Source organism: Nostoc sp. DSM 114167, assembly GCF_052692655.1.
This window is the reverse complement of record NZ_CP195116.1, coordinates 2,174,106-2,195,437: the sequence shown is the minus strand read 5'-3', so window position 1 is coordinate 2,195,437 and position 21,332 is coordinate 2,174,106. Positions and strand designations below refer to the sequence as shown.

The window sequence follows — 21,332 nt, the reverse complement described above, 5'->3', positions numbered from 1 at the left end:
TCAAAAAATAGTCTGGATTTTTGCAGATCGCTTCATATAGTTACATCTTATTTCTCTGTGCCCTTTGTGCCTCTGTGGTTTTATTCTTTTTTAACGAACCGCAGAGGCGCAGAGAACACAGAGTCAGAGAGAAAATGTCACTTTTGACGCAGTAAATCCGAAATATTGAGGTGCAAAGATGTAAATAACTTTATCCTTTTTCACAAGGATATGTTAAGACAATACGAGATAATTGCACTACCAGATTATGCCCATAGATTTACGGGAATTTTATCAGGCTAGCGATCCTAGTAGAACTCTGTTTGTCAGCAATAGCTCTGATGGCAAGTATTACATAGATTTTTCCTCAGTCCGGGGTGGTGATATTCTTGGCAAGCTGAAGCAGAAAATTACTTTTTTTAAGCCAAATGAACCCACCTGCACTTTATTTACTGGGCATATTGGTTGTGGAAAATCAACGGAACTATTACGGTTGCAGGCCGAATTGGAAAAGTTAGGTTTCCATGTGGTCTATTTTGAGTCTAGCGATGACCTGGAAATGACCGATGTTGATATTGCCGATGTGCTGCTAGCGATCGCTCGGCGTGTAAGTCAAAGTTTGGATAAAATTATACTGGAGTCACCCAACAAGTTTAATGAGTTGCTGCAAGGTGCTTGGAAAGTTTTAAACGCTGAGGTGACGGCGGGAAAAGTTAAGCTTCCGGGGGTTGGTGATGTCGGTTTATCGGGAGATAAAGATAAGTTTTCTCTGTCTGTGGGTATTGGTGAAATCACCGCGAAGATGAAAAATGACCCAGCGCTGCGAGAAAAACTCAATCAGTATTTAGCACCGCAAAAAACTAAGCTACTGGAAGCGATTAATCAAGAATTATTGGAACCTGCGATCGCTAAACTCAAACAGCAGGGTAAAAATGGTCTGGTGGTAATTGTCGATAATCTTGACCGCATAGATAATCGTGCCAAACCTTGGGGTCGTCCGCAGCAGGAATATTTATTTGTCGATCAAGGTGAGTTTTTGACGAAGCTGAATTGTCATCTCATCTACACCATGCCCTTATCTTTGAAGTTTTCCAATGATTACGGAATGCTGACTCAGCGTTTCCCAGAAGACCCCAAGGTGTTACCAATGGTTCCTATCCAATGGGCTGATGGCAGCGTTCATACACAGGGAATGTCACTCATGCAGCAATTGGTACTAGCTAGAGCTTTTCCCGATCTGAAACCAGAGGAGCGTTTAAATCAAGTTACCGAGATTTTTGATAGTGCTGCTAGCCTTGAGCGGTTATGTCAAATGAGCGGTGGTCATGTGCGGGACGTGCTGAGGCTGCTGAATACTTGGATTATGGAAGAAATGAGTCTTCCCTTAACCCGTGAAACCTTAGAGCAAGTGATTCGTTCGCGGCGGAATGAAATAATGTTGCCGATTTCTGAGGATGAGTGGCAATTGTTACGTCATGTCAAGGAAAGGAAAAAGGTTAGTGATGACCAAGGATATCAAAAACTGATCCGCAGTCGGTTTGTCTTTGAATATCGCGATAGTGGCGAGTCTTGGTTTGATGTTAATCCGGTTTTGGCAGAAGCAAGAGAGTTGAACCTTTCTTAAGAGTAGGGTGTGTTACGGCTTCCGTAAGCACCATCTCCGGTTTCCGGTACGTTATGCTTCGCGTTACACACCCCACATCTACTATTCGCCCTGGCTCTTTTAATCCCAAATCCCAAATTCCAAATTGGTATGACAGATTCACAGCAACCTGAAAATGAAAAGGGACTGCGACAATTAGCTTGGGCGATTGAGTCCTCGGCGGGACAGTTTAAGTTGATTTTGGCCCGGTGTAATTATGTTAGCTTGCGCGATCGCTTAATCTCCAGACTGCAAGAAATTTGTCAAGTCGAAATTTGTGTCTTGGCGGTGCAGCAATCGAACAGAACTCTTTATACTGCGATTCAGGAAGAATTCGGCGAACAAATACCAGCCTGTGTAATGGTTGTGGGTTTAGAATCAGTGCAGAATTTGTCTGTAATGTTAACTTCTGCAAATCAGGTGCGGGAAGAGTTTCGCAAGAATTTTTCTTTTCCCTTAGTATTTTGGATTGACGATGAAATCTACAAGCAACTAATACAGCTTGCGCCAGATTTAGAAAGTTGGGCAACTACGAGAAATTTTGATATATCAACACAACAATTAGTAGATTTTGTTATCCAAACGGCTAATCAATGGTTTAGCAATAAATTAAATTTTAGCATTAATATATATCTTAAATTGGAAGATGAGCTAGAAACAGCACAAAGAGAATTACTTAAAAAACCAGATGTTTATAATTTAGAAATCCAAGCTAATTTAGAATCTTTATTAGGTTTTATCAAACAAATAAATAATCAAAAAGATTTGGCGCTACAGCATTATCACAAAGCTTTTGAGCTATGGCAGCAAAGTAATAATATAGAACATCAGATAAAAATCCTCGGTGAAATTAGCTTTTGTTATTATCTCAAAGCTTTTAAACATCAAGATATCAATCATCCCGATTGGCAAGTGACTTGGCATTATCTTCAAGAGTATATAAATTTTATTAATCAGTTCCGAAGTCCAGATTTAACTGAGTTTTCACCTAATCTAGAAAAGTTAACGCGAAATCTAACCCCCCGACCTCCTTCCCTACTAGGAAATGGGGAGAATTCAAAGCCTCTCTCCTTCCAGGAGAGAGGTTTGGAGAGAGGTTTTCCATATTCTCAGCCAGATTTAATTGCTAATGCAGTAGTTAAATTCGGCGATATCTTGCGAGACTTACAAAAGTGGGAAACTTTGCAGAGTCTTACAGAAAAAGCTTTAGTAGTACATCAAACTAACAACCAGCCAAGAGAATTAGCCAAAGATTACGGCTTTTTAGCTGAGGTGGCTTTGGCTAAAAAAAACTGGATTGAAGCAAATCGGCTAGTTCAGCAAGCCTTGAAAGTTTTTACTACAATTCCCAATGTGGAATCAGCGAGTATATCAGGGGTTGGATCTGAGATTTCCGAAATAGATTTAAAATCAAAAGATTTGAGTTTATATCGATTTATATTAGGTCGTTCTCAATACCATTTAGGTCAACTTCAACAGGCAACTCTCAACTTAGAAACTGCAAGAGATGTGGGTAATCCTTTAAAAGATGTCAGACTTTACTTGGATATTATCAGATTTTTGCAGCAGTTTTATTTTGAGCAGAAAGAATATCTCAAAGCATACAAAATCAAACAGCAACAGCGTTCCATTGAACAACAATTTGGCTTGCGGGCTTTTATTGGTGCGGGTAGGTTAGAAGCGACAAAGCAGGCATTTGTAGAGACATTGCGCTCAAACTCTCCTCAAGGAAACATTGCCCCAGAAATTGCTGCATCTGGTCGCCTGTTGGATGTAGAACGTTTGATTGAACGCATGGGTCGCCCTGATTATAAGTTGATAGTAATTCATGGGCAATCAGGTGTAGGCAAAAGTTCCCTGGTGAATGCGGGACTAGTGCCAGCTTTAAAGGATAAAGCGATCGGTGTTCAAGATTATATGCCGGTGGTAATGCGGGTTTATACTAACTGGGCGGAAGAGTTGGGGAGGCTTTTGGGGAATGAAGGGGATGAGGGCAGGGGGCAGGGGGCAGGGGGCAGGGGAGAAGGGGATGAGGGGGAGTTAGAACTGCAAGTTTCGACCTTTGAACTTGGAAGTTCACCCTCAGAAGGTCAACGTTCACCCTCAGAAGGTCAACGTCCACCCTCAGAAGGTCAACGTTCACCCTCAGAAGGTCAACTTCCACCCTCAGAAGGTCAACTTTCACCCTCAGAAGGTCAACGTTCACCCTCAGAAGGTCAACTTTCACCTTCAGAAGGTCAACTTTCACCCTCAGAAGGTCAACTTCCACCCTCAGAACTCGGAACTACGCAATATTTAATATCCAAACTCAAAGAAAACGAACAGTGTAACCTCCGCACGGTGTTAATTTTCGATCAATTTGAGGAATTTTTCTTTGTTTACACCGAACCTGCACAAAGAAAGCAATTCTTTGAGTTTCTGGGAGAGTGTCTGAATGTTCTATCGGTGAAAGTTATTTTATCGCTGCGGGTGGATTACATCCATTACTTGCTGGAGTGCAATGATTTATCCAGTCTCAAGATTATTGGCAATGACATTCTCAGTAATAATGTGCTTTACAAGTTGGGGAACTTCTCACCTGCTGATACCAAGTCAATTATTCAGCGTTTAACTGAAAATACTAGTTTTCATTTAGAACCTGCTTTAGTTGAACAACTGGTACAAGATTTAGCTGGGGAATTGGGCGAAGTTCGTCCTATTGAGTTGCAGGTTGTAGGGGCGCAACTGCAAACGGAGAATATTACAACTCTGGCAGAATATCGGCAGCGTGGCACTAAGGACGAATTGGTTAAACGTTATTTGCATGAAGTTGTTAATGATTGTGGTGAAGAAAATCAGCAAGCAGCAGACATATTACTGTATTTGCTGACGGATGAAAAAGGAACGCGCCCTTTAAAGACTCGCGCTGAATTGAAAGCAGATTTTGAGCCGTACTTTTCGGAGATCCCCCCAACCCCCCTTAAAAAGGGGGGCTTTATTCTTTCAACCCCCTTTTTAAGGGGGTCGCCGCAGGCGGGGGGATCGGAAGCTAGGGCGAAACAAGCTTCTGAAATCAGTAAATTAGATTTGATTTTAGAAATTTTTGTCCAATCCGGCTTAGTGGTTTTGTTACCAGAAAACCCCGCCGACCGTTATCAACTGGTACACGACTATATCGCCGCCTTTATCCGCCAGCAACAGGAACCGAAGTTAAAGCAGGTGATGGCGGAACTTGAAAAGGAACGAAAAGAAAGAAAACTGAGTGAGGCGAAACTAAATAGCTTTCTCAAACGCGCCCTTTTTGGTACTGTGGCCGCAGGTTTAGGATTTGCTGCTTTAGCAGCAGCAACATTCCAGTGGTCACTAGAGGCAAATGTTAATCAAATTAGCGCCATCAATACTTCTTCTGAAGCCTATCTTGTCTCTGGAAAACATCCAGATGCTTTAATAGCAGCCTTAAAAGCAGGTAGCAAACTCAAGCATACAATTTGGGCGCAGCACAGAAGCGATATCTTAATGCAAACTGTGGCAACTTTACAGCAAGCGGTTTATTTAAAGCCAAAGGAGAAGAAAGAAAACCGTGCCATAGAAGTGAATACTTTAGAAGGTCATAGTGATAGGGTCATTAACGTCGCCTATAACCCCAATGGACAACAGTTAGCTTCTGCTAGTTTTGACACCACTATCAAAATCTGGGATGTTGCCAGTGGCCAACTCCTCAACACTCTCAAAGGCCATGGAGATGACGTCAAAAGCGTTACCTACAGCCCTAATGGACAACAGTTAGCTTCTGCTAGTGCTGACAAGACCATCAAAATCTGGGATGCCCACAGTGGTCAACTCCTCAAATCCCTGAGCGTGAGCGATGTCGTCATTAGCGTTACCTACAGCCCTAATGGACAACAGTTAGCTTCTGCTAGTGATGACAACACTATCAAAATCTGGGATGCCCACAGTGGTAAACTCCTTAAATCCCTGACTGGTGCTAACAGTTCGGTCATTAGCGTCACCTACAGCCCTAATGGACAACAGTTAGCTTCTGCTAGTGCTGACAAGACCATCAAAATCTGGGATGTTGGCAGTGGTAAACTCCTTAAATCCCTGACTGGTCATAGCGATGTCGTCATTAGCGTCACCTACAGCCCTAATGGACAACAGTTAGCTTCTGCTAGTGCTGACAAGACCATCAAAATCTGGGATGTTGATAGTGGTAAACTCCTCAATACTCTCAAAGGCCATAGCGATGTCGTCAGTAGCGTCGCCTACAGCCCCAATGGACAACAGTTAGCTTCTGCTAGCCATGACGACACCATCAAAATCTGGGATGTTGATAGTGGTAAACTCTTCAACACTCTCAAGGGTCATAGCAATATGGTCTTTAGCGTAGCCTACAGTCCCAATGGACAACAGTTAGCTTCCGCTAGCGCTGACAGCACTATCAAAATTTGGGATGTTGGCAGTGGTCAGATCCCCAACACTCTCAAGGGTCATAGGGATGGGGTCAGTAGCATTATCTACAGCCCTAATGGACAACAGTTAGCTTCTGCTAGTTATGACAAGACCATCAAAATCTGGGATGTCCGCAGCAGTCAACTCGTCAAATCCCTGAGCGTGAGCGGTCAGGTCAATAGCATCGTCTACAGCCCCAATGGACAACAGTTAGCTTCTGCTAGTAATGACAACACTATCAAAATCTGGGATGTCAGCAGTGGTCAACTTCTGAAAACCCTGACGACTGGTGATAGCACTACGGTCAACAGCGTCGCCTACAGCCCCAATGGACAACAGTTAGCTTCTGCTAGTGATGACAACACTATCAAAATCTGGGATATCAACAGTGGTCAACTCCTCAACACTCTCAAAGGCCATGGAGATGAGGTCAGTAGCATCGCCTACAGCCCCAATGGACAACAGTTAGCTTCTGCAAGTTGGGACAAGACGATCAAAATCTGGGATATCAACAGTGGTCAACTCCTGAAAACCCTGACTGGTCATAGCAATATGGTCAGTAGCATCGCCTACAGCCCCAATGGACAACAGTTAGCTTCTGCAAGTTATGACAATACGATCAAAATTTGGGATGTCAGCAGTGGTCAACTCCTGAAAACCCTAACTGGTCATAACAGTTATGTCTTTAGCGTCGCCTACAGCCCCAATGGACAACAGTTAGCTTCTGCAAGTTGGGACAAGACGATCAAAATTTGGGATGTCAGCAGTGGTCAACTTCTCAAAACCCTGACTGGTAATACTGATAGGGTCAATAGCATCGCCTACAGCCCCAATGGACAACAGTTAGCTTCTGCTAGTAATGACAAGACAATAATTTTATGGGATTTGGATTTCGATAATTTATTACACAGTGGTTGCAATTTGCTAAATAATTACTTCATTGCCCATCCAGAAGTGTTAGAAGAGTTGCAATCATGCCAAACTCCATCTCGGTTAGCGCAAGGGGCGACAGCGTTAGTCATCCAAGGTGAGAAGTTAGCGCGAAATGATGATATTAATGGCGCTGTTGAAAAGTTCAACAAAGCAAAGCAGTGGAATAATAAATTAAAGTTTGATTCCCAGGCGAGAGCGAAGGAGTTGGCGAATCAAGGTAAGAGGGAATAGGAGACAAGGGGACAAGGGGACAAGGGGACAAGGGGACAAAGGGACAAGGGGATGGGAAAAGAATCTATCAAGACTCATGAAAATTTAGAGGTTTATCAACTGGCGTTCTCCGCAGCGATGAAAATATTTGAAATCTCGAAAAAATTTCCTGTTGAGGAGCGATATTCCTTAACTGACCAAATTTGTGACTTTACCCATAAGTTTGCCGCGACTGGAACCATAACTTTGCCGTCAACAACACTATAACCCTCATTCTTGCGTCAGCTAATTTTGGATGAAATTGACAGTTTAGAACCATAAATTTGCCGCTAGTCCAAATTGGAAGGATAAGCTTGCCGTGAGTCCAATCAAGCATAGAAAGCAGGAAAGCACCGAATTTTTCTAAAATAGAGCAGAAGCGGTTCATGCTGGTATGGGATAGAAACTTTTGGCTATCCCTCTGTTCTGAGTAATTACTGGAGTATTGGAAGCTCCTCCTAATCAGTGAGAACATTGCGAACAATAGCCTAAGCTGCCACTCTAACCAAAGTAGTTGGCGATGAGGGCAATTTTGCACAAGAGGATGTTGATGTATTAAACAAACTCTGACATTTTTAAATTTTTCTGGGAATTTCCATCTATGGTAGCCATATTACTTCATAGTGAGGAATATGTAGACTTAACGTTTAAGCTGAGAGGCGCACCGATTCCTCTTGATAATGGTTATGCTATCTATAGTGCTTTGTCCAGGATTTGTCCTAGCCTTCACGAACTAAAGTCTATTGGTATTCATCCGATTGCTGGAATACCGGACAGGAACAATTTGCTTGAACTCACTGCTCAATCTCGTCTAAAAATTCGGATTTATCATCAACAAATTCCTTTAGTTTATCCTTATTTAGCGGGTCAAGCTTTTCATATAGATCAAAATTCCTATCAACTAGATATTCCCGACTACAAACCGTTAATTTCTTCAGAAAGTGTCTATTCCAGATTAGTCATAATTAAAGGGTTTCAAGACTCTACTAACTTTCTTGAAGCTGTGCAACGGCAACTGGATAATTTAGGAATACAAGGAAAAATTGAACTTCTTACCCGACAAGATGGAACGCCTCAACGAAGACAATTAACCATCAATAAACAAGGAAAACAGTTTAAAGTTAGAGGATTTGGCATAAAAATCAGCGAACTCAACCCAGAAGATTCCTTAACCTTGCAAGAACAGGGAATTGGCGGGAAACGAAAGATGATGTGTGGAATATTTGTCGCAGCGACTCGCCGCAAGGAAGAAGAGGAGACCTGATCATGGTTGCTACCCAACCCAAAATTTCCTTATCTCTCGACGCTGCGGATACGACAATAATGCACCGCGTGGGAATGACGGGACTTTACATGACTTTAAAGCGATTAGAGAAGCAATATCCCTCATCTCGTCAACGGGGAGGACATGTATCATGGTCTTTGACTGCTGATACTATTGAATTATTCTGGCAAGGAAGTGATTTTGTCGCCCTATCTTGGTTAATTAAGGAGTCTTTTCAATTAAATCATACAGGTTTAATTCATTTAACAGGATTAGACAATGATCTAATAGATTTAAGGCACAAAATCCATATTCATGAAGGAATATGCGCTATTTTCCTGCGTCTTAATAAGTTTTATCAAGCGGGAGAGATAGTTAACACTGAACTAACAGTTGAAGAACAAAAAGTCGAGTATCAATACAAATCCCTAACTTGGTACGCACATCAAACCTTTGCAGAGAAGTTATGCGAGGCAGATACCCAAAAACTCAGACAGGATTATGTTCAAATAACCAGTTGGTTATATTTAGGGGGAATTGTCCGCCATGCTAGGACGCAGAATACTACAAAACTGGAAGAGAAACCTGAATACGCCTTAGCATTATTATTTATACCAGTAGTTTGTCATTATTGCTTACTTCATATTTCATCAGAAGACTTGAAGGAAAGGAAACCCCATCGCTACCTAGTGGTGATTCCGGAAATCAAGGATTTTGAAGATGCTTCTCAAAGGAGATGGCGATTACAGCAATTAGAAACTAAACAACTTCATGTTAGTAGCCTTGGTGAAGCAGGATTACTTTATTACAGCTTAGACGATATTCAGCCTGAAGCCGACTACTATCAAGCTTGTCAAGTTTGGTTATATGAAAAAATGAATCAAGCTTCTCGTCAAAGGACATTGATGAGTATAGAAGAAATTAAAATTGATAAAATTACTTTAATCACTTATCAACAGGTTCAAAAATACTTTCAAACCAATTATCAGAAGATTAGACCTCAGCAAATTTTTATTAAAGTGAATCCGATTCGCTCCCTGATTGCTGATAATTTAGTGAAAGGAATCCATTGGTGGTCTAACTTTTGGGAAAAATTGGTGATAGAGGATTCAAAAGGATATTTATTTAACCAGTTATTTTCCAATGGAGAAGGATTCATCATAATGGCTGAGAACAGTGAAGAAGACAAGCAGTATCTTATTTTTATTAAGGTATTTCAGCAAGCTATGAAGGGTAACTTTGCTAAAATGTACGCCAAAGCAGAGTCAGGAAAAGAGCCTCCAATTAAGAAGAAAGTTGAACGATTAAGGGCAGAGTTAAACTATTGTTATGATGAATTGTCGTTTAAGGAATATTTGTCTGACTTTTTAGTAAGAGGGGGATTGAATAAGTATTTTAATGAGCATCAGGAAGAGATTACACTACTAATTAAAAAATCACCTTGGCAAGAAATAAGAATTTGGTCATTGTTAGCGATCGCCAGTTATAAGCCCAAAGATAAACCCACTAATAGGGATGATAGTTCATTGCCAAACAATCAAAAACTAGAAGAAGTGAATGATGGCTCAGAAGAAGAATGACAGTAATATCCCAAATTATTATCTTTACGGAACAGTCCTCACTCGTTATGGTTTAGCGTCCTTAAATCATGACATTAGACGAGGAAATAAGACTATTCTGCAAAAAGGCTATTGGAATAATGGTAAAATTCATTCTTTTGTAGGTTCAAGTGCAATTCGTTGGGCGTTACGTTTTTATCTTCAAAAGCAAGGTTGTTTGGTTAATCGAGTCTGGGATGAGGAAGAACATATTAATCGGTTAACAAGTGAAGATTTCGATCCAGAAAAATTTTATGATGATGATATTTTTGGGTTTGCTTTATTAGAGTCTGCTGAAACAGAGGAGGACACTTCAACAACAAAGAGAAAAAAGAAACAAACAAAGACCAGCACTCCTAATCAGCGAATGGGTGCTTTAGGGATGAATATGGCTGTTTCGCTAACGCCTTATGATGGTGCAGTTAAGTTAGGGGCAAAAAGTGGCAGAGAGAAGGATAGTACATCTCTCCATTTTACAGAATATCATGCAACTCGATATCAATATTATTTTGGAATTAATGCCACTCATCTCAAAGATTTTTCGCGGATTTTACCTCTGATAGATGGGATTATGAACCTGCCCAAGGTAGGAGGGAGTAGTAATATTTTTAATTATCCTTTCTGTCCAGATAGTTTGGTATTTCAATGGACGAATCATTTTGCTTCCTATATTTCCTATTGTTTTGAATATTGCGATCCTAAGAGTAAGGAAGCAAAACTTACAAAAGAGTTTATAGATGAAGTGGAATGTGGACAGATTGACCCTAGTCAATTGTGGATTGGGGGAACAATTGTTAAGGAGTTACAGCAATTGGATAATTTTGATAATTCCCCTTTTAATAAGGCGCATATTTATCGTAATCGAAATGAACTGATTGAAGCTTTGAAAACAGTCATTAAAAGAGATTTGGGCTTAGGAGAATCAAAATGATTGCACCATTAATTCTCTATTTGGATGTTCCGTTTGCGACTTTTCGGGAGTCCCATGCAAGGGAAATGGGAAAAACCTATCCTGTCCCTCCTCCAGCGACAGTGTATGGGATGTTGTTGTCTTTGGTAGGGGAAACGAATGTCTATCGCCACTGTGGGGTAGAATTAGCGATCGCGATGTTATCTAGCCCCAAAAAGTCACAAATTTTGCGTCAAATGAGACGGTTTAAGAATGCTGATTTTAGCCATCCAGAGAATGTTATTCCCTGTTATCAAGAAATCTTGTCTAATGTGAAGTGTTTGATTTGGGTTCGTTCTGACGAGGAAAAGATACAACCAAGCTTAAGGGACAGGATACAGTTAGCGTTTGACCATCCTGAGCTAGTAAGACGGTTTGGTTGTTTATTTTTGGGAGAAAGCGACCAGTTGATTAAAACGATCAAACTTGTCTCGGAAGATTATCTAGAGGGGGTGAGACAGTGGGCGATTAGAGATAATCGTGGCAGGTTAACTTTACCCTATTGGGTTGACCATGTGGGGTCAAGAAATACCCGATTTTTGAGGTATCGGATTGAGGAAATGGATAGATTATCACCTCCTGATTTAGCCTGGACAATGGTTCAATCTCCGATTTGACAAGTACCCCTGCTGGCGAGGAGAATTGAGGGTAAAAAATGACGGAAAGAATTACAGCATTAAGGGATATAGCAATTTAGATAAAGAAAAAGGTGCTTGTAAATCCTTGAAAAAGTTAGGGAAATTGAGTTTTAGAGGTTGAAGAAATACAAGAAATTGATAAGTTTTGTCTTTTTGGGATCTCCGGCTGAGGGGTACTTGTAAAATTGTGAGTGAGCCTTCATCACTCAAGGGTTTTAGCCTTTGCTGTGAGTCGTGGCTTTATGCCGTTAGGCGTTGCTCAAAATTAATCGAGCAACAGTATAAGAATATACTTGATGTTGTGAGTCGTGGCTTTATGCCGTTAGGCGTTGCTCAATCGGCTCTCCCTCCGTTAGATCCAACCTCTAGTTGTGAGTCGTGGCTTTATGCCGTTAGGCGTTGCTCAAGTTGTTGGCAATAGCGGCAGTGGTAAAACTTCTGTGTGAGTCGTGGCTTTATGCCGTTAGGCGTTGCTCAAAGTTCGTCGAATCGCATAGGTTTAAAAAATTGTTATAGTGTGAGTCGTGGCTTTATGCCGTTAGGCGTTGCTCAATGTTGTGAAAGCCGCGTTTAAGATGGCGGTTCTTAGACGCGGCTTTATGCCGTTAGGCGTTGCTCAATCTTGCAAGATGAAGCGGCTAATGTTATTAGCCAGGCGATCGCCTGAACAACCTTTGCAATTGGCAGAGTTTGACAGGCAAGTAGCGCTAGAAGCTCTTTGTCAGAGGCAGACTGTAATTCCTTTTTGGTGCGATGCCTGCGGCGGACTACGCCAACGCATTCACGAAGTCTTACACCAAAACCTCAAACGCTTTAGCAAATAATATTAAGTACTATTACGCTGCATAAGGATGCTTATTAGCACTTTTATATTGCTGATAGATATGGAGAAATACTATATTACTCAGGTTGTCTACATCGCTATCATCGTAGGCATCTACAGGTAATCCTGTATCTTCGCTGTACAAGTAATCATAAATAAAACTCTTAATTGTGGCTCTTGTAGATTCCTTATCCCGCCAGTTTTCTAGTTGCTGTAATTGTGATTTCACGGCTTCAATTAGCGACTGAGAAACTTGTTTGACGCGGTTTCTAATTCTGGTATCCAAATTATCTTTAGATGAGCAAAGCAAGTCAAAAACGGCAAGGTGTTCTTCGCTTAAACCTTCGCGGACAGCACGGGTGTCTTCTTCGGAGAGGTCTTTTACTAGTTGCAGAAGTTCCTCAAACGTTTGTTCGATCGCTACTCGGTCAGTTTCGCGGTTATAGTTTTGGATAACTTGTTGATAGCGCGTGTAATAGTCAATGCGAGATGGGTTTCGTTGTACCATTCGCTGGAGTTGGCGTTCGACGGCTTCTTTGAGGGTTTGGACTGAGGTATTTTTGGTCTGGGAATTAGCAAATTCTGCTTTTAATAACTCAAAGTCTATATTACTAATATCGTAAGTTTTGCCTGACTCTGCGCCTGGAAGACGGGAAGTATCAACATTGATGAACTCGCTAACAACACCTTGTAAGGAACGGAGGACAGCGTTGATATCTAAAGATATTTTGTGCTGTTCGTGTAAGTGTTTGTAAATTTGCTCAATGGCGTTATATCTACCTTGGTAGGGTGCTGTTAATTTCGGTTCAGTAATTAGTGCCTGTTTCTTTTTGAAGACTTCCCTTGCTAATACTTCAAAGCGTGCGCGAGATTCATCGTTAGTAGAAACTGCATTAACTGCACTTGGCAAAGCAGCAATTTTATCAAATCCTTCTGTTTCAAGCAGTTCTTGCAGGTCAAACCCCAGATTGGCTATGTGGTCAATACAACTTTGAAGTGCGATCGCATAATCTTCTTGTAATTGGTTCAGGTCGTTGTAAGGTGTTATACTTTCATCTTCGCTTCCTACTTCTGCACGAGAGTATCTTGCAAGGGCGGCACGGAGACTTGTTAAAATACCGTTGTAATCAATTAATAAACCGTTATTTTTACCTTCATGGACACGGTTTGCACGGGCGATCGCTTGCATGAGAGTATGTCCTTGTAGGGGTTTATCTATATATAGTGTGGCAAGGCTGGGGACATCAAAGCCTGTTAACCACATGGCGCAGACAATCGCCAAGCGGAAAGGGTGTTTTTCGTTCTTAAATTCTTCCTCTAGATTGCGACTTTTGATAACTTGGCGATGGGGAATTATATCTAAACCCCAATCTTTGAAAGTTTTAACTTCGTTTTGGGCTTCGCTAATCACAACTAAATATTCGGTTGACTCCAGCCATTGCAGATGTTGCTGGTGTTCCACTTCCTCTTGTTCATCAGCAGCTTGTTTGACTAATTGTTTCTGTGCTTGTATTGCTTGTTTCCAGTATTTATCGATAAGTCCGTGCATTCGCACGGCGGTAATTTTATCTAGACAAACAAGCATGGCTTTTCCTGTTTGCCAACGTTGGGTATAGTGAGCTACTAAGTCTTGGGCAATTCGATTCTAAACGTTTTTCGGCGGTGAGGATGAGATATTCTCCCCCCAACCGACGACGGACAGCTTCTTCCTGTTCAGCGTCGAGTTCAAATTGTTCAATCGCAGTAGCGAGGCGTTGATTTAGTTCCTCGGAAGTTGCAACCTGGCGTTGACTACCTTTGTCGTCATAATATAATTCTTCGCCTCGATTGTCGTAATAGAGGGGAACAGTTGCACCATCTTCAACAGCACGTTGGAAATCGTAGGTGGAAACGTAGCCGCCGAAAACTCGACGGGTAAGTTGGTCTTCTTCTGACTCCATCAAGGGTGTACCAGTAAAGCCGATGAAAGACGCATTGGGTAAAGCTTGGCGCATATTTTCTGCAAGTTTACCGTATTGGGTACGGTGCGCTTCGTCGGAGATGACGATAATATCGGGACGGAGGGAGTAAATCTCACCTGGTTTGTTGAATTTGTGAATAAGCGTGAAAACGTAGCGATGGTTGTCTTTGAGTAATTCAGCTAATTGTTCACCACTGGCCGCTTGAGTATTAGTCTCTTTGATAGCACCAACGCCAGCGAAGGTTTTTACGATTTGATTATCTAATTCTTGGCGATCTGTGACGATGACAAAGGTAAAATTACCTGGTAATTGGCGGTGGGCTTTGCGAGTGAGAAATGCCATCGAGTAAGATTTACCGCTACCTTGAGTATGCCAAAAAACGCCAAGTTTACCTTCTCGAACTTCCCGTTGTTGAACGGCGGTAAATGCGCGGTTGACACCAAGAAATTGGTGATTACGAGCTAGAATTTTGATAGTTTTACCGCTACTGTCATCAAAAAGAATGAAGTTTTCGATGATGTCGAGGAAATTGTCTTTACGGCACATCCCCATTAACATTGTTTGGTAGTCAACTTTGCCTTTTTCTTCTTCCTCTAGACGTTTCCATTCTTGAAAATGGCTGTAACGACTGGTGATGCTACCAACTTTCCCTTCTATTCCATTACTCAACATGACTATGGCGTTGTGATGGAAAATTTCCGGGATAGTGTTTTTGTAGTCGGTGTAGTTGTCTTCGTAAGCGACTCTGACGTTGCGGTGTGTGGCTTTAAGTTCAATAAATAGTAAAGGAATACCATTAACAAAGCCGATGATATCAGGCCGTTTGGAATAGAGAGAACCTTTAATAGACAATTCCCGCACAACCAGGAAATGATTATTTTCGGGGTTTTGAAAGTCAATCACTTTGAGGCGGGGATTGATGGTTTCACCCTCTGGATTTTTGTAGGGTTTCTCTAAGATACCTTCGCGGATCAGTTGGTATTTTTTCTGGTTGATGGTAACTAATTGGTCTGAAATATTGGATGTGGTGAATTGTTGAATGGCATCCTCGTATACTTGCTGTGGATGACCAGGATTAAATTTCTCTAATGCTTGGCGAAGATAGCGTGTAAGGACAACTTCTCGTTTATCTTTGCGTCCTAGTGTACCGTTAGTGCCGAAGGTTTCTTTTTTGTACGCGTAAACTGAGTGCCATTTCAGGGTTTGTTCAAAGAAGTTAGCGGTAGTTTGTTGCACCAGGCGGTCTTCGGAATATTCGGCACTCATGGGTGTGATAGGTAATACAGGTAGCTATTCTATTGATAGCTTTGAGATTGGGAAAGTAGCAAGTATCACTTATAATGTCTGAAGAAAATGGTTTTTTGCTGATCAAAACCTTAATGATTACTTAATTAGTATTACTTAAGAGCAAAAACAGCTTATCAATAATATTTACTTGTTATTATGCGATCTAAAGCTTTGCAATTAGTGTTGTGAGCCTCATTCTGGAAATTCCCACTATTAATGACAAACCAAAGGATTTTGACTGCTTGTCCCAACTATGGCAGAAAGTTCAAGCAGAAACAGAAGAGGTCATTTTTGATTTTTCCCGTTGTCACTTTTTAAGGCAAAACGCCGTTGCATTTTTAGGGGGTTTGGCTCGACTAATTGAGTCACGCGGCGGTAAAGTTACCTTTAACTGGGAGACGGTAAAAAAGCACGTTTGCATGAACCTAAAGCAAAATGGCTTCATGTACGCATTTAACGCTGGTGAGAAACCGTGGCTAGGTAATTCCATTCCTTACAGAGAAGATTTATCTGAAGACAGAGATGGTTTAATCCACTACTTAGCGGAAGATTGGCTGGGTAGAGGCTGGGTTCATGTGAGCGATATTTTAACAGCTGTAATAGTTGGGATAACTTGTGAAATCTATGCAAATGCTTTTGAACATGGAAAAACTGATATCGGTGTTTTTAGTTGCGGACAGCATTTTCCCCGGTTAAGAGAACTTAATTTGACTGTAGTTGACTTTGGGGTTGGAATTCCCCAGAATGTACGTGATTTCCAGAAAAATTTTAACTTACGAGCAGACGAAGCCTTAAAATGGGCTTTTCAAAAAGGAACAACTACTAGAGGTGGACAGGTGACGGGTGGTATCGGTCTTGACTATTTAAAACAATTTGTTCATATAAATAAGGGTAAACTTCAAATTTTAAGCCATGATGGATGTGCGACAATAGATGAAAATGGAGAAATTTACGAAAATAAACAAAGTTTTTTTGGAGGAACGCTGGTAAACATTACGCTCCTATGCGATGAGTCACTGTATGCTTTGGACTTTGAAGCCGATGACGAGCTGTTGTTTTAAGGGAGAGATTTAAGTATGAAGCACGAAATCCTTACCTTAATAAGCAAAAACTGTATTACACCGAGCGATGGTCAGAAGGTGTATGATTTGGTTTATCCAGAATTATTAGCAGAGCATCAGGTTGAGCTAGACTTTGCAGGAGTAGAAATATTTGCTTCCCCCTTCTTCAATTTTGCCATTGGACAATTACTTCGAGATATTGAGCCAGATAAGCTAAATCGTCTACTAAAGTTTTCTAATCTCAATGCAGTTGGTAAGCAGATACTTAAGTTAGTAATTGAAAACTCAAAGCGTTATTATTCCGACCCTAATTTTCGTAGTCGGTTAGACCAAGTTATCAGCGAACAAGCAAATACATATTAATGGCTGTTAATTATACAGTTCAGGCTGAGGTGGTGGATATCCAGTCTGATAATCCCAAGCAGGATGATATTTTTTTAGTGGATACAAATGTCTGGTATTGGTACACTTATACTAATGCCAGTATTTCATCTCGCCCTTATCAGATTACAGAATATCCTTCCTATGTAGCCAAGGCTATTTCTGCTAGTTCTTTGCTGCTATATTGTGGTCTTTCTTTTGCAGAATTAGCTCATCAAATTGAGAAGACAGAAAGAGAAATATTTTCTTCTACTATAAAACCAAAAGATTACCGTCATAACCACCCAGCAGAAAGAGCAAAGGTAGTAGCAGAAGTAGAAATTGCTTGGAAACAGGTTACATCAATTGCTGCTTGTACGGAAATATTGATAGACGAAACTAAAACTAATACTGCGCTTATTAGGTTTCAAACTCAGTTACTTGATGGTTACGACTTGCTGATATTAGAAGCGATGGATAAAGCAGGGGTAAAACAAATAATTACTGATGATGGTGATTATTTGACTGTCCCAGGAATTAAAGTTTTTACAGCTAACAGTGGGGCGATTTCCGCAGCCAGAAGTCAAGGTAAGCTTTTGGTAAGGTAATATTTAACCTTATAAAGGATTTTTTACACGGCGATGCTTCCGTTCATCAGGCGAGGAAGGATTAAATCACGGGCTTGGCGAAGATTCTCATTTGTTACAAGTAAGTTTTTCATCTGCAAGAACATAGGGTTAGTTATTCTAGTAAAAAGTTGCATTGTTTCTTTATCAGGAACTAAAAAATCAAATATCCTTATTTTTTCTAAACTTAAATTGTCTTGAGCAGCACCAGTTGAAACATTCCGCATTCTTACTTTAATAGTATCGATAGAGTACTTGATAAATTCCGTGCTTACTTGATTAGAATCAGCTATAAAACCTACTAAACTATCTGGGAAACAAGCTGAAAAAGTTAATATAGCTGTCTCTGCAATGTTTGCAGCTATAGTAATTAATAATGTTCCAGCGTCCCACAGCTTACTTTGAGCTAAACCTCTTTCGTTATATGTTTGACTGTAGTTTGTAATGTATAAAGATGCTTCTTTAACCTCTCCTGTTTGAATAAATGGAAATTTTCCTCCATATAAGGAAGGATCATTTCTTGGGCGATGTTTAGATTTACCTCTACCAAGTAATCCAAGTTCTTCAAGCTTTTTCAACTTCCAACCCTCTGGAATGCCATCAACTACTTTCACTGACTCATAACCAGGGAAGTGCAGATGTACAAACCATTCTTTGTAAAGCTGGTGGATGGACTCTTCCAGCAGTGCTATTCGGCGGTTGTTATTGTCGATGAGGAGATCGTAAGTTGAGAGAATCTCAGCTATACGTTGTTGAGTTGCAAGTGGTGGAGTTAATATTGGAAAAGTAAGCAGTTTTTGCAGACTCAAATTATCCTGAGCAGCACCTTGTGCAATCTGTTTGTAGCGTGTTTGCACAGTATCAAAAAAATATTTGATATATCTCACATCACATATATGAGGATTAGCGATAAATCCAATGATACTATCTGGAAAACAAGCATCGAATGAAAGAATAGCTGTATCAGCGATATTCGCTGCAATTGTTATACATAAAGTACCTGCTGACCAGAGGCGACTTTGAGCTAATCCTTTTTCATTGTATGTTTGTGTATAAGACCTAATGTAAAATTGAGAGTGCTTTACATCTCCAGTCTGAATAAAAGGATAATTTCCTCCATATAAAGACGTGTGATCGCGCGGTCTATGACGAGACCTACCTCTAGAGACATATCCTAATTCATCAAGTCTACGTTCAATCCACGTCATATCCCTAACTCCTCAAAGTTCGCTGCGATAGCTGCCGCTAACTCCACAGCTTCCTCGTTCAAACTCGCCAACTCTAAATGAATTTCCCTCATTCTCTCCTCGAAATCTTCCTCATCTTCCCCATCCAAAGCGGTCACACCCACATAACGCCCAGGTGTTAAACTACTATCCTGCTGGGTTATTTCATCCCGCGTTACCACCTTACACAACCCTGGTACATCCACAAACACCGCTTCGGGAAAGCGAGATTCTAACCAGGTAACTTGTGCTTTCATATACAGCGTAGACTTAATAGCAAAAATAGCCTGATCTCGTACTATATCCAGTGCATCACGTTGTTTTTTAACTTCCTTCCCATCCCAAATATTCTGTTTCCGCGCTTCTAGCTTTTTCTCCGCCAGTTCCATAGCGCGAGTAACGACTTTATGCACTTCGTTAATGTGCTTTTGCAGAGTTTTTAATTGGGGAATAAAAAGTGCAAACCTTGCTGCACATTCTTTTTGCGCTTCATTAGTAGAAAGTGACTCAGCTTGAGTTGCAAACCATGCAAGATGCACTTGTAACTCACTAATTAAACCAACTCTTAGCGCAGTAAATTCTTGAATCCCCGCTTCTAACTCAGCCAAAGTAGCGCGGAAAGTCTCTATATTCTGATTAGCGATATCTTCAGCAACTAATCCCTCAACTTCCGGTAAATCTTTTAATAAAGGAAGGGAAGCCCCAAGACTATCACTAAAAGTCTGCAATAATTGTGTCAACTTAGCTAACGGTGACTCTAACTGTGTCAACGTGTCCTCAATAGTCGCCGCTTCCTGATGCGTCTTGTTTAAATATTCCCCCACCAACCCTAAATAACGTTCCTGCTGACCGCGATACAACCAAGCGATCGCCGTGATATTCTGGAGTTGTTCTTCACTAAAATCGCGGATTTTGCGCGTCACTACCCGGTAGACATTCCGCGCATCAATCATCAACACCTTGTCTTTGCGTTCTGCTGGTTTTCCCTTGTCAAAAAACCACAATGTACAAGGTAGAGATTTTGTGTAAAAAAAGTTTGTGCCAATAGAGATAATCATATCCACTGCTTGGGTAGCGATTAACTCTTTCCGAATCTCCTTTTCTCCATGTCCCGCATCCGATGCAGAACTCGCCATCACAAACCCGGCTCTACCTCGCTCATTTAAATAACTGTAAAAATACTGTATCCACAGGTAATTTGCATTGCTTACTACTTTTGTTTTCGTCGCAATTCCCGGCATCTTTTTCTTAGTAAACAGCCGGGGGTCAGTCTTTACTTTCTCTGGACTCACCCCATCGACATTAAACGGCGGGTTAGACATGACAAAATCACATTGACCCAGCAACTCTTCCCAGCGATCGTAAAAAGTATTACCCTGGCGAATTATCCCTTCTAAAGCGTGAACCGCCAAGTTCATCCGCGCTAAACGGGTGTTAGTATCCGATTTTTCCTGTCCGTAAAAAGTAATTTTTGCAGACGCATCCTCACCGCGATTTTCCACAAAATGTCCCGTCTGCACAAACATACCCGCACTACCGCAAGCAGGGTCTAAGATATTTCCCCGGTCAGGTTCAATCATATTTACAATCGTCCGTACCAAAGAAGGCGGTGTAAAAAATTCTCCTCCTTCCTGTGCGCCACTCATGGCAAATTTATTCAGAAAATACTCATAAATTCGCCCAAACACATCGCCCGTAGCTGTACGTAACTCCTCCCGGTCAAAAATTCGCACCAAACTATACAGCAAATCCGGCTCAAAACTAGTGTATTCCTTCGGTAACACTCCCTGCAACATCTTGGCTTCATTCTCAATCGCTTTCATCGCCGCATTGATAGCCTTGCCAATATCTGCGTTTTCTGCCAAGTTCAAGATGCGATCATATTGAGCTTCTTCTGGTAAAAAAATTGCTGACTTTCCTTTAAAGTCATCTTTGGTAATCGGGCGTTTTTTTCCACCCCGCGAGGATAAACCCTTTTCAATCTCAGCCTTTACAGCATTGAAGCGATTTGTTGCATGGCGCAGAAAGATTAGCCCCAGTACGGGCATACTGTATTCATTAGCATTGAGTTTTGAGTTAGCGCGGAGTTGGTCTGCGGCTTCCCACAGGGAAGATTCAAGTTGACTGATATTGAGCATAGTTTGTTAGCGATGCTTAGGCGAAATTGTGACTGTCTACTTCGCCTAAAAAATTATGAGTTTACATATTAACTGTTTTGGCAACGAGGGAATCTGTTATCCTTTCGCCTAGCCCAAACAAATATACTTAGCACGTTTAATTCCTATATAGGAATTTTTTAACCTAAAAT

14 protein-coding genes, 1 pseudogene and 1 CRISPR repeat array are annotated in these 21,332 nt (G+C 41.1%); of the genes and pseudogenes, 11 read left to right on the top strand and 4 right to left on the bottom strand.

The window, feature by feature from the left end; all coding sequences use genetic code 11:
- Positions 1–247: 247 nt before the first annotated feature.
- The 8 genes and pseudogenes from NSTC731_RS09410 to NSTC731_RS09375 all read left to right on the top strand — a co-directional run bounded on the left by NSTC731_RS09410 (position 248) and on the right by NSTC731_RS09375 (position 12,504).
- Positions 248–1,603 carry an ATP-binding protein gene (locus NSTC731_RS09410; RefSeq protein ID WP_445630575.1) on the top strand — a complete coding sequence of 452 codons (1,356 nt, stop codon included), beginning with the start codon at positions 248–250 and terminating at the stop codon, positions 1,601–1,603.
- Positions 1,604–1,732: 129 nt separating this feature from the next.
- Entirely contained in the window at positions 1,733–7,213 is a 5,481-nt protein-coding gene (locus NSTC731_RS09405; RefSeq protein ID WP_445630574.1) for a WD40 domain-containing protein, read from the top strand.
- Between the two features lie 51 nt (positions 7,214–7,264).
- Positions 7,265–7,396 (top strand): annotated as a pseudogene (locus tag NSTC731_RS09400) (four helix bundle protein); the annotation flags it as partial.
- 436 nt (positions 7,397–7,832) lie between these two features.
- Entirely contained in the window at positions 7,833–8,495 is a 663-nt protein-coding gene (gene cas6, locus NSTC731_RS09395; RefSeq protein ID WP_445630573.1) for a type I-MYXAN CRISPR-associated protein Cas6/Cmx6, read from the top strand.
- Between the two features lie 2 nt (positions 8,496–8,497).
- A complete protein-coding gene (gene cas8a1, locus NSTC731_RS09390; protein ID WP_445630572.1) occupies positions 8,498–10,075 on the top strand; it encodes a type I-MYXAN CRISPR-associated Cas8a1/Cmx1 in 1,578 nt (525 codons plus the stop codon).
- On the top strand, positions 10,053–11,024 hold the full coding sequence (locus NSTC731_RS09385; protein ID WP_445630571.1) for a CRISPR-associated protein: 972 nt from the start codon (positions 10,053–10,055) through the stop codon (positions 11,022–11,024). Before cas8a1 ends, NSTC731_RS09385 begins: the two co-directional genes overlap by 23 nt.
- Positions 11,021–11,659 (top strand): type I-MYXAN CRISPR-associated protein Cas5/Cmx5/DevS, encoded by a 639-nt coding sequence (gene cas5 / locus NSTC731_RS09380; protein ID WP_445630570.1) that lies wholly within the window; start codon positions 11,021–11,023, stop codon positions 11,657–11,659. The genes NSTC731_RS09385 and cas5 overlap by 4 nt, the downstream gene beginning before the upstream one ends.
- A gap of 247 nt (positions 11,660–11,906) precedes the next feature.
- Positions 11,907–12,300: direct repeats of the CRISPR family, unit length 37 nt; unit sequence TGTGAGTCGTGGCTTTATGCCGTTAGGCGTTGCTCAA.
- 9 nt (positions 12,301–12,309) lie between these two features.
- A complete protein-coding gene (locus tag NSTC731_RS09375) occupies positions 12,310–12,504 on the top strand; it encodes a hypothetical protein (RefSeq protein ID WP_445630569.1) in 195 nt (64 codons plus the stop codon).
- A gap of 12 nt (positions 12,505–12,516) precedes the next feature.
- Here NSTC731_RS09375 and NSTC731_RS09370 read toward each other — a convergent pair whose 3' ends face one another.
- Together NSTC731_RS09370 and NSTC731_RS09365 are read right to left on the bottom strand one after the other, a co-directional pair.
- Positions 12,517–14,088: a type I restriction enzyme endonuclease domain-containing protein gene (locus tag NSTC731_RS09370; protein ID WP_445630568.1), complete on the bottom strand. Its 1,572-nt coding sequence runs from the start codon at positions 14,086–14,088 to the stop codon at positions 12,517–12,519.
- Positions 14,069–15,730 (bottom strand): type I restriction endonuclease subunit R, encoded by a 1,662-nt coding sequence (locus NSTC731_RS09365; RefSeq protein WP_445630567.1) that lies wholly within the window; start codon positions 15,728–15,730, stop codon positions 14,069–14,071. Before NSTC731_RS09365 ends, NSTC731_RS09370 begins: the two co-directional genes overlap by 20 nt.
- Positions 15,731–15,936: 206 nt before the next feature.
- Between NSTC731_RS09365 and NSTC731_RS09360 the strand changes: the two genes are divergently transcribed.
- From NSTC731_RS09360 to NSTC731_RS09350, 3 genes are read left to right on the top strand one after another with little or no spacing between them, the layout of a single operon-like run.
- Complete coding sequence (locus NSTC731_RS09360) at positions 15,937–16,812, top strand: hypothetical protein (RefSeq protein ID WP_445630566.1); 876 nt, start codon at positions 15,937–15,939, stop codon at positions 16,810–16,812.
- Between the two features lie 15 nt (positions 16,813–16,827).
- The gene (locus NSTC731_RS09355) at positions 16,828–17,175 is read left to right on the top strand and encodes an STAS-like domain-containing protein (protein ID WP_445630565.1); all 348 of its coding nucleotides are present in this window, start codon (positions 16,828–16,830) and stop codon (positions 17,173–17,175) included.
- A complete protein-coding gene (locus tag NSTC731_RS09350) occupies positions 17,175–17,780 on the top strand; it encodes a hypothetical protein (RefSeq protein WP_445630564.1) in 606 nt (201 codons plus the stop codon). Before NSTC731_RS09355 ends, NSTC731_RS09350 begins: the two co-directional genes overlap by 1 nt.
- A 23-nt stretch (positions 17,781–17,803) precedes the next feature.
- On the opposite strand, the gene NSTC731_RS09345 is transcribed toward NSTC731_RS09350, so the two are convergent.
- Together NSTC731_RS09345 and NSTC731_RS09340 are read right to left on the bottom strand one after the other, a co-directional pair.
- Positions 17,804–19,006, bottom strand: a complete 1,203-nt coding sequence (locus tag NSTC731_RS09345) for a restriction endonuclease subunit S (RefSeq protein ID WP_445630563.1) — start codon at positions 19,004–19,006, stop codon at positions 17,804–17,806.
- Positions 19,003–21,162 (bottom strand): type I restriction-modification system subunit M, encoded by a 2,160-nt coding sequence (locus tag NSTC731_RS09340; RefSeq protein WP_445630562.1) that lies wholly within the window; start codon positions 21,160–21,162, stop codon positions 19,003–19,005. The genes NSTC731_RS09345 and NSTC731_RS09340 overlap by 4 nt, the downstream gene beginning before the upstream one ends.
- Positions 21,163–21,332 lie beyond the last annotated feature (170 nt).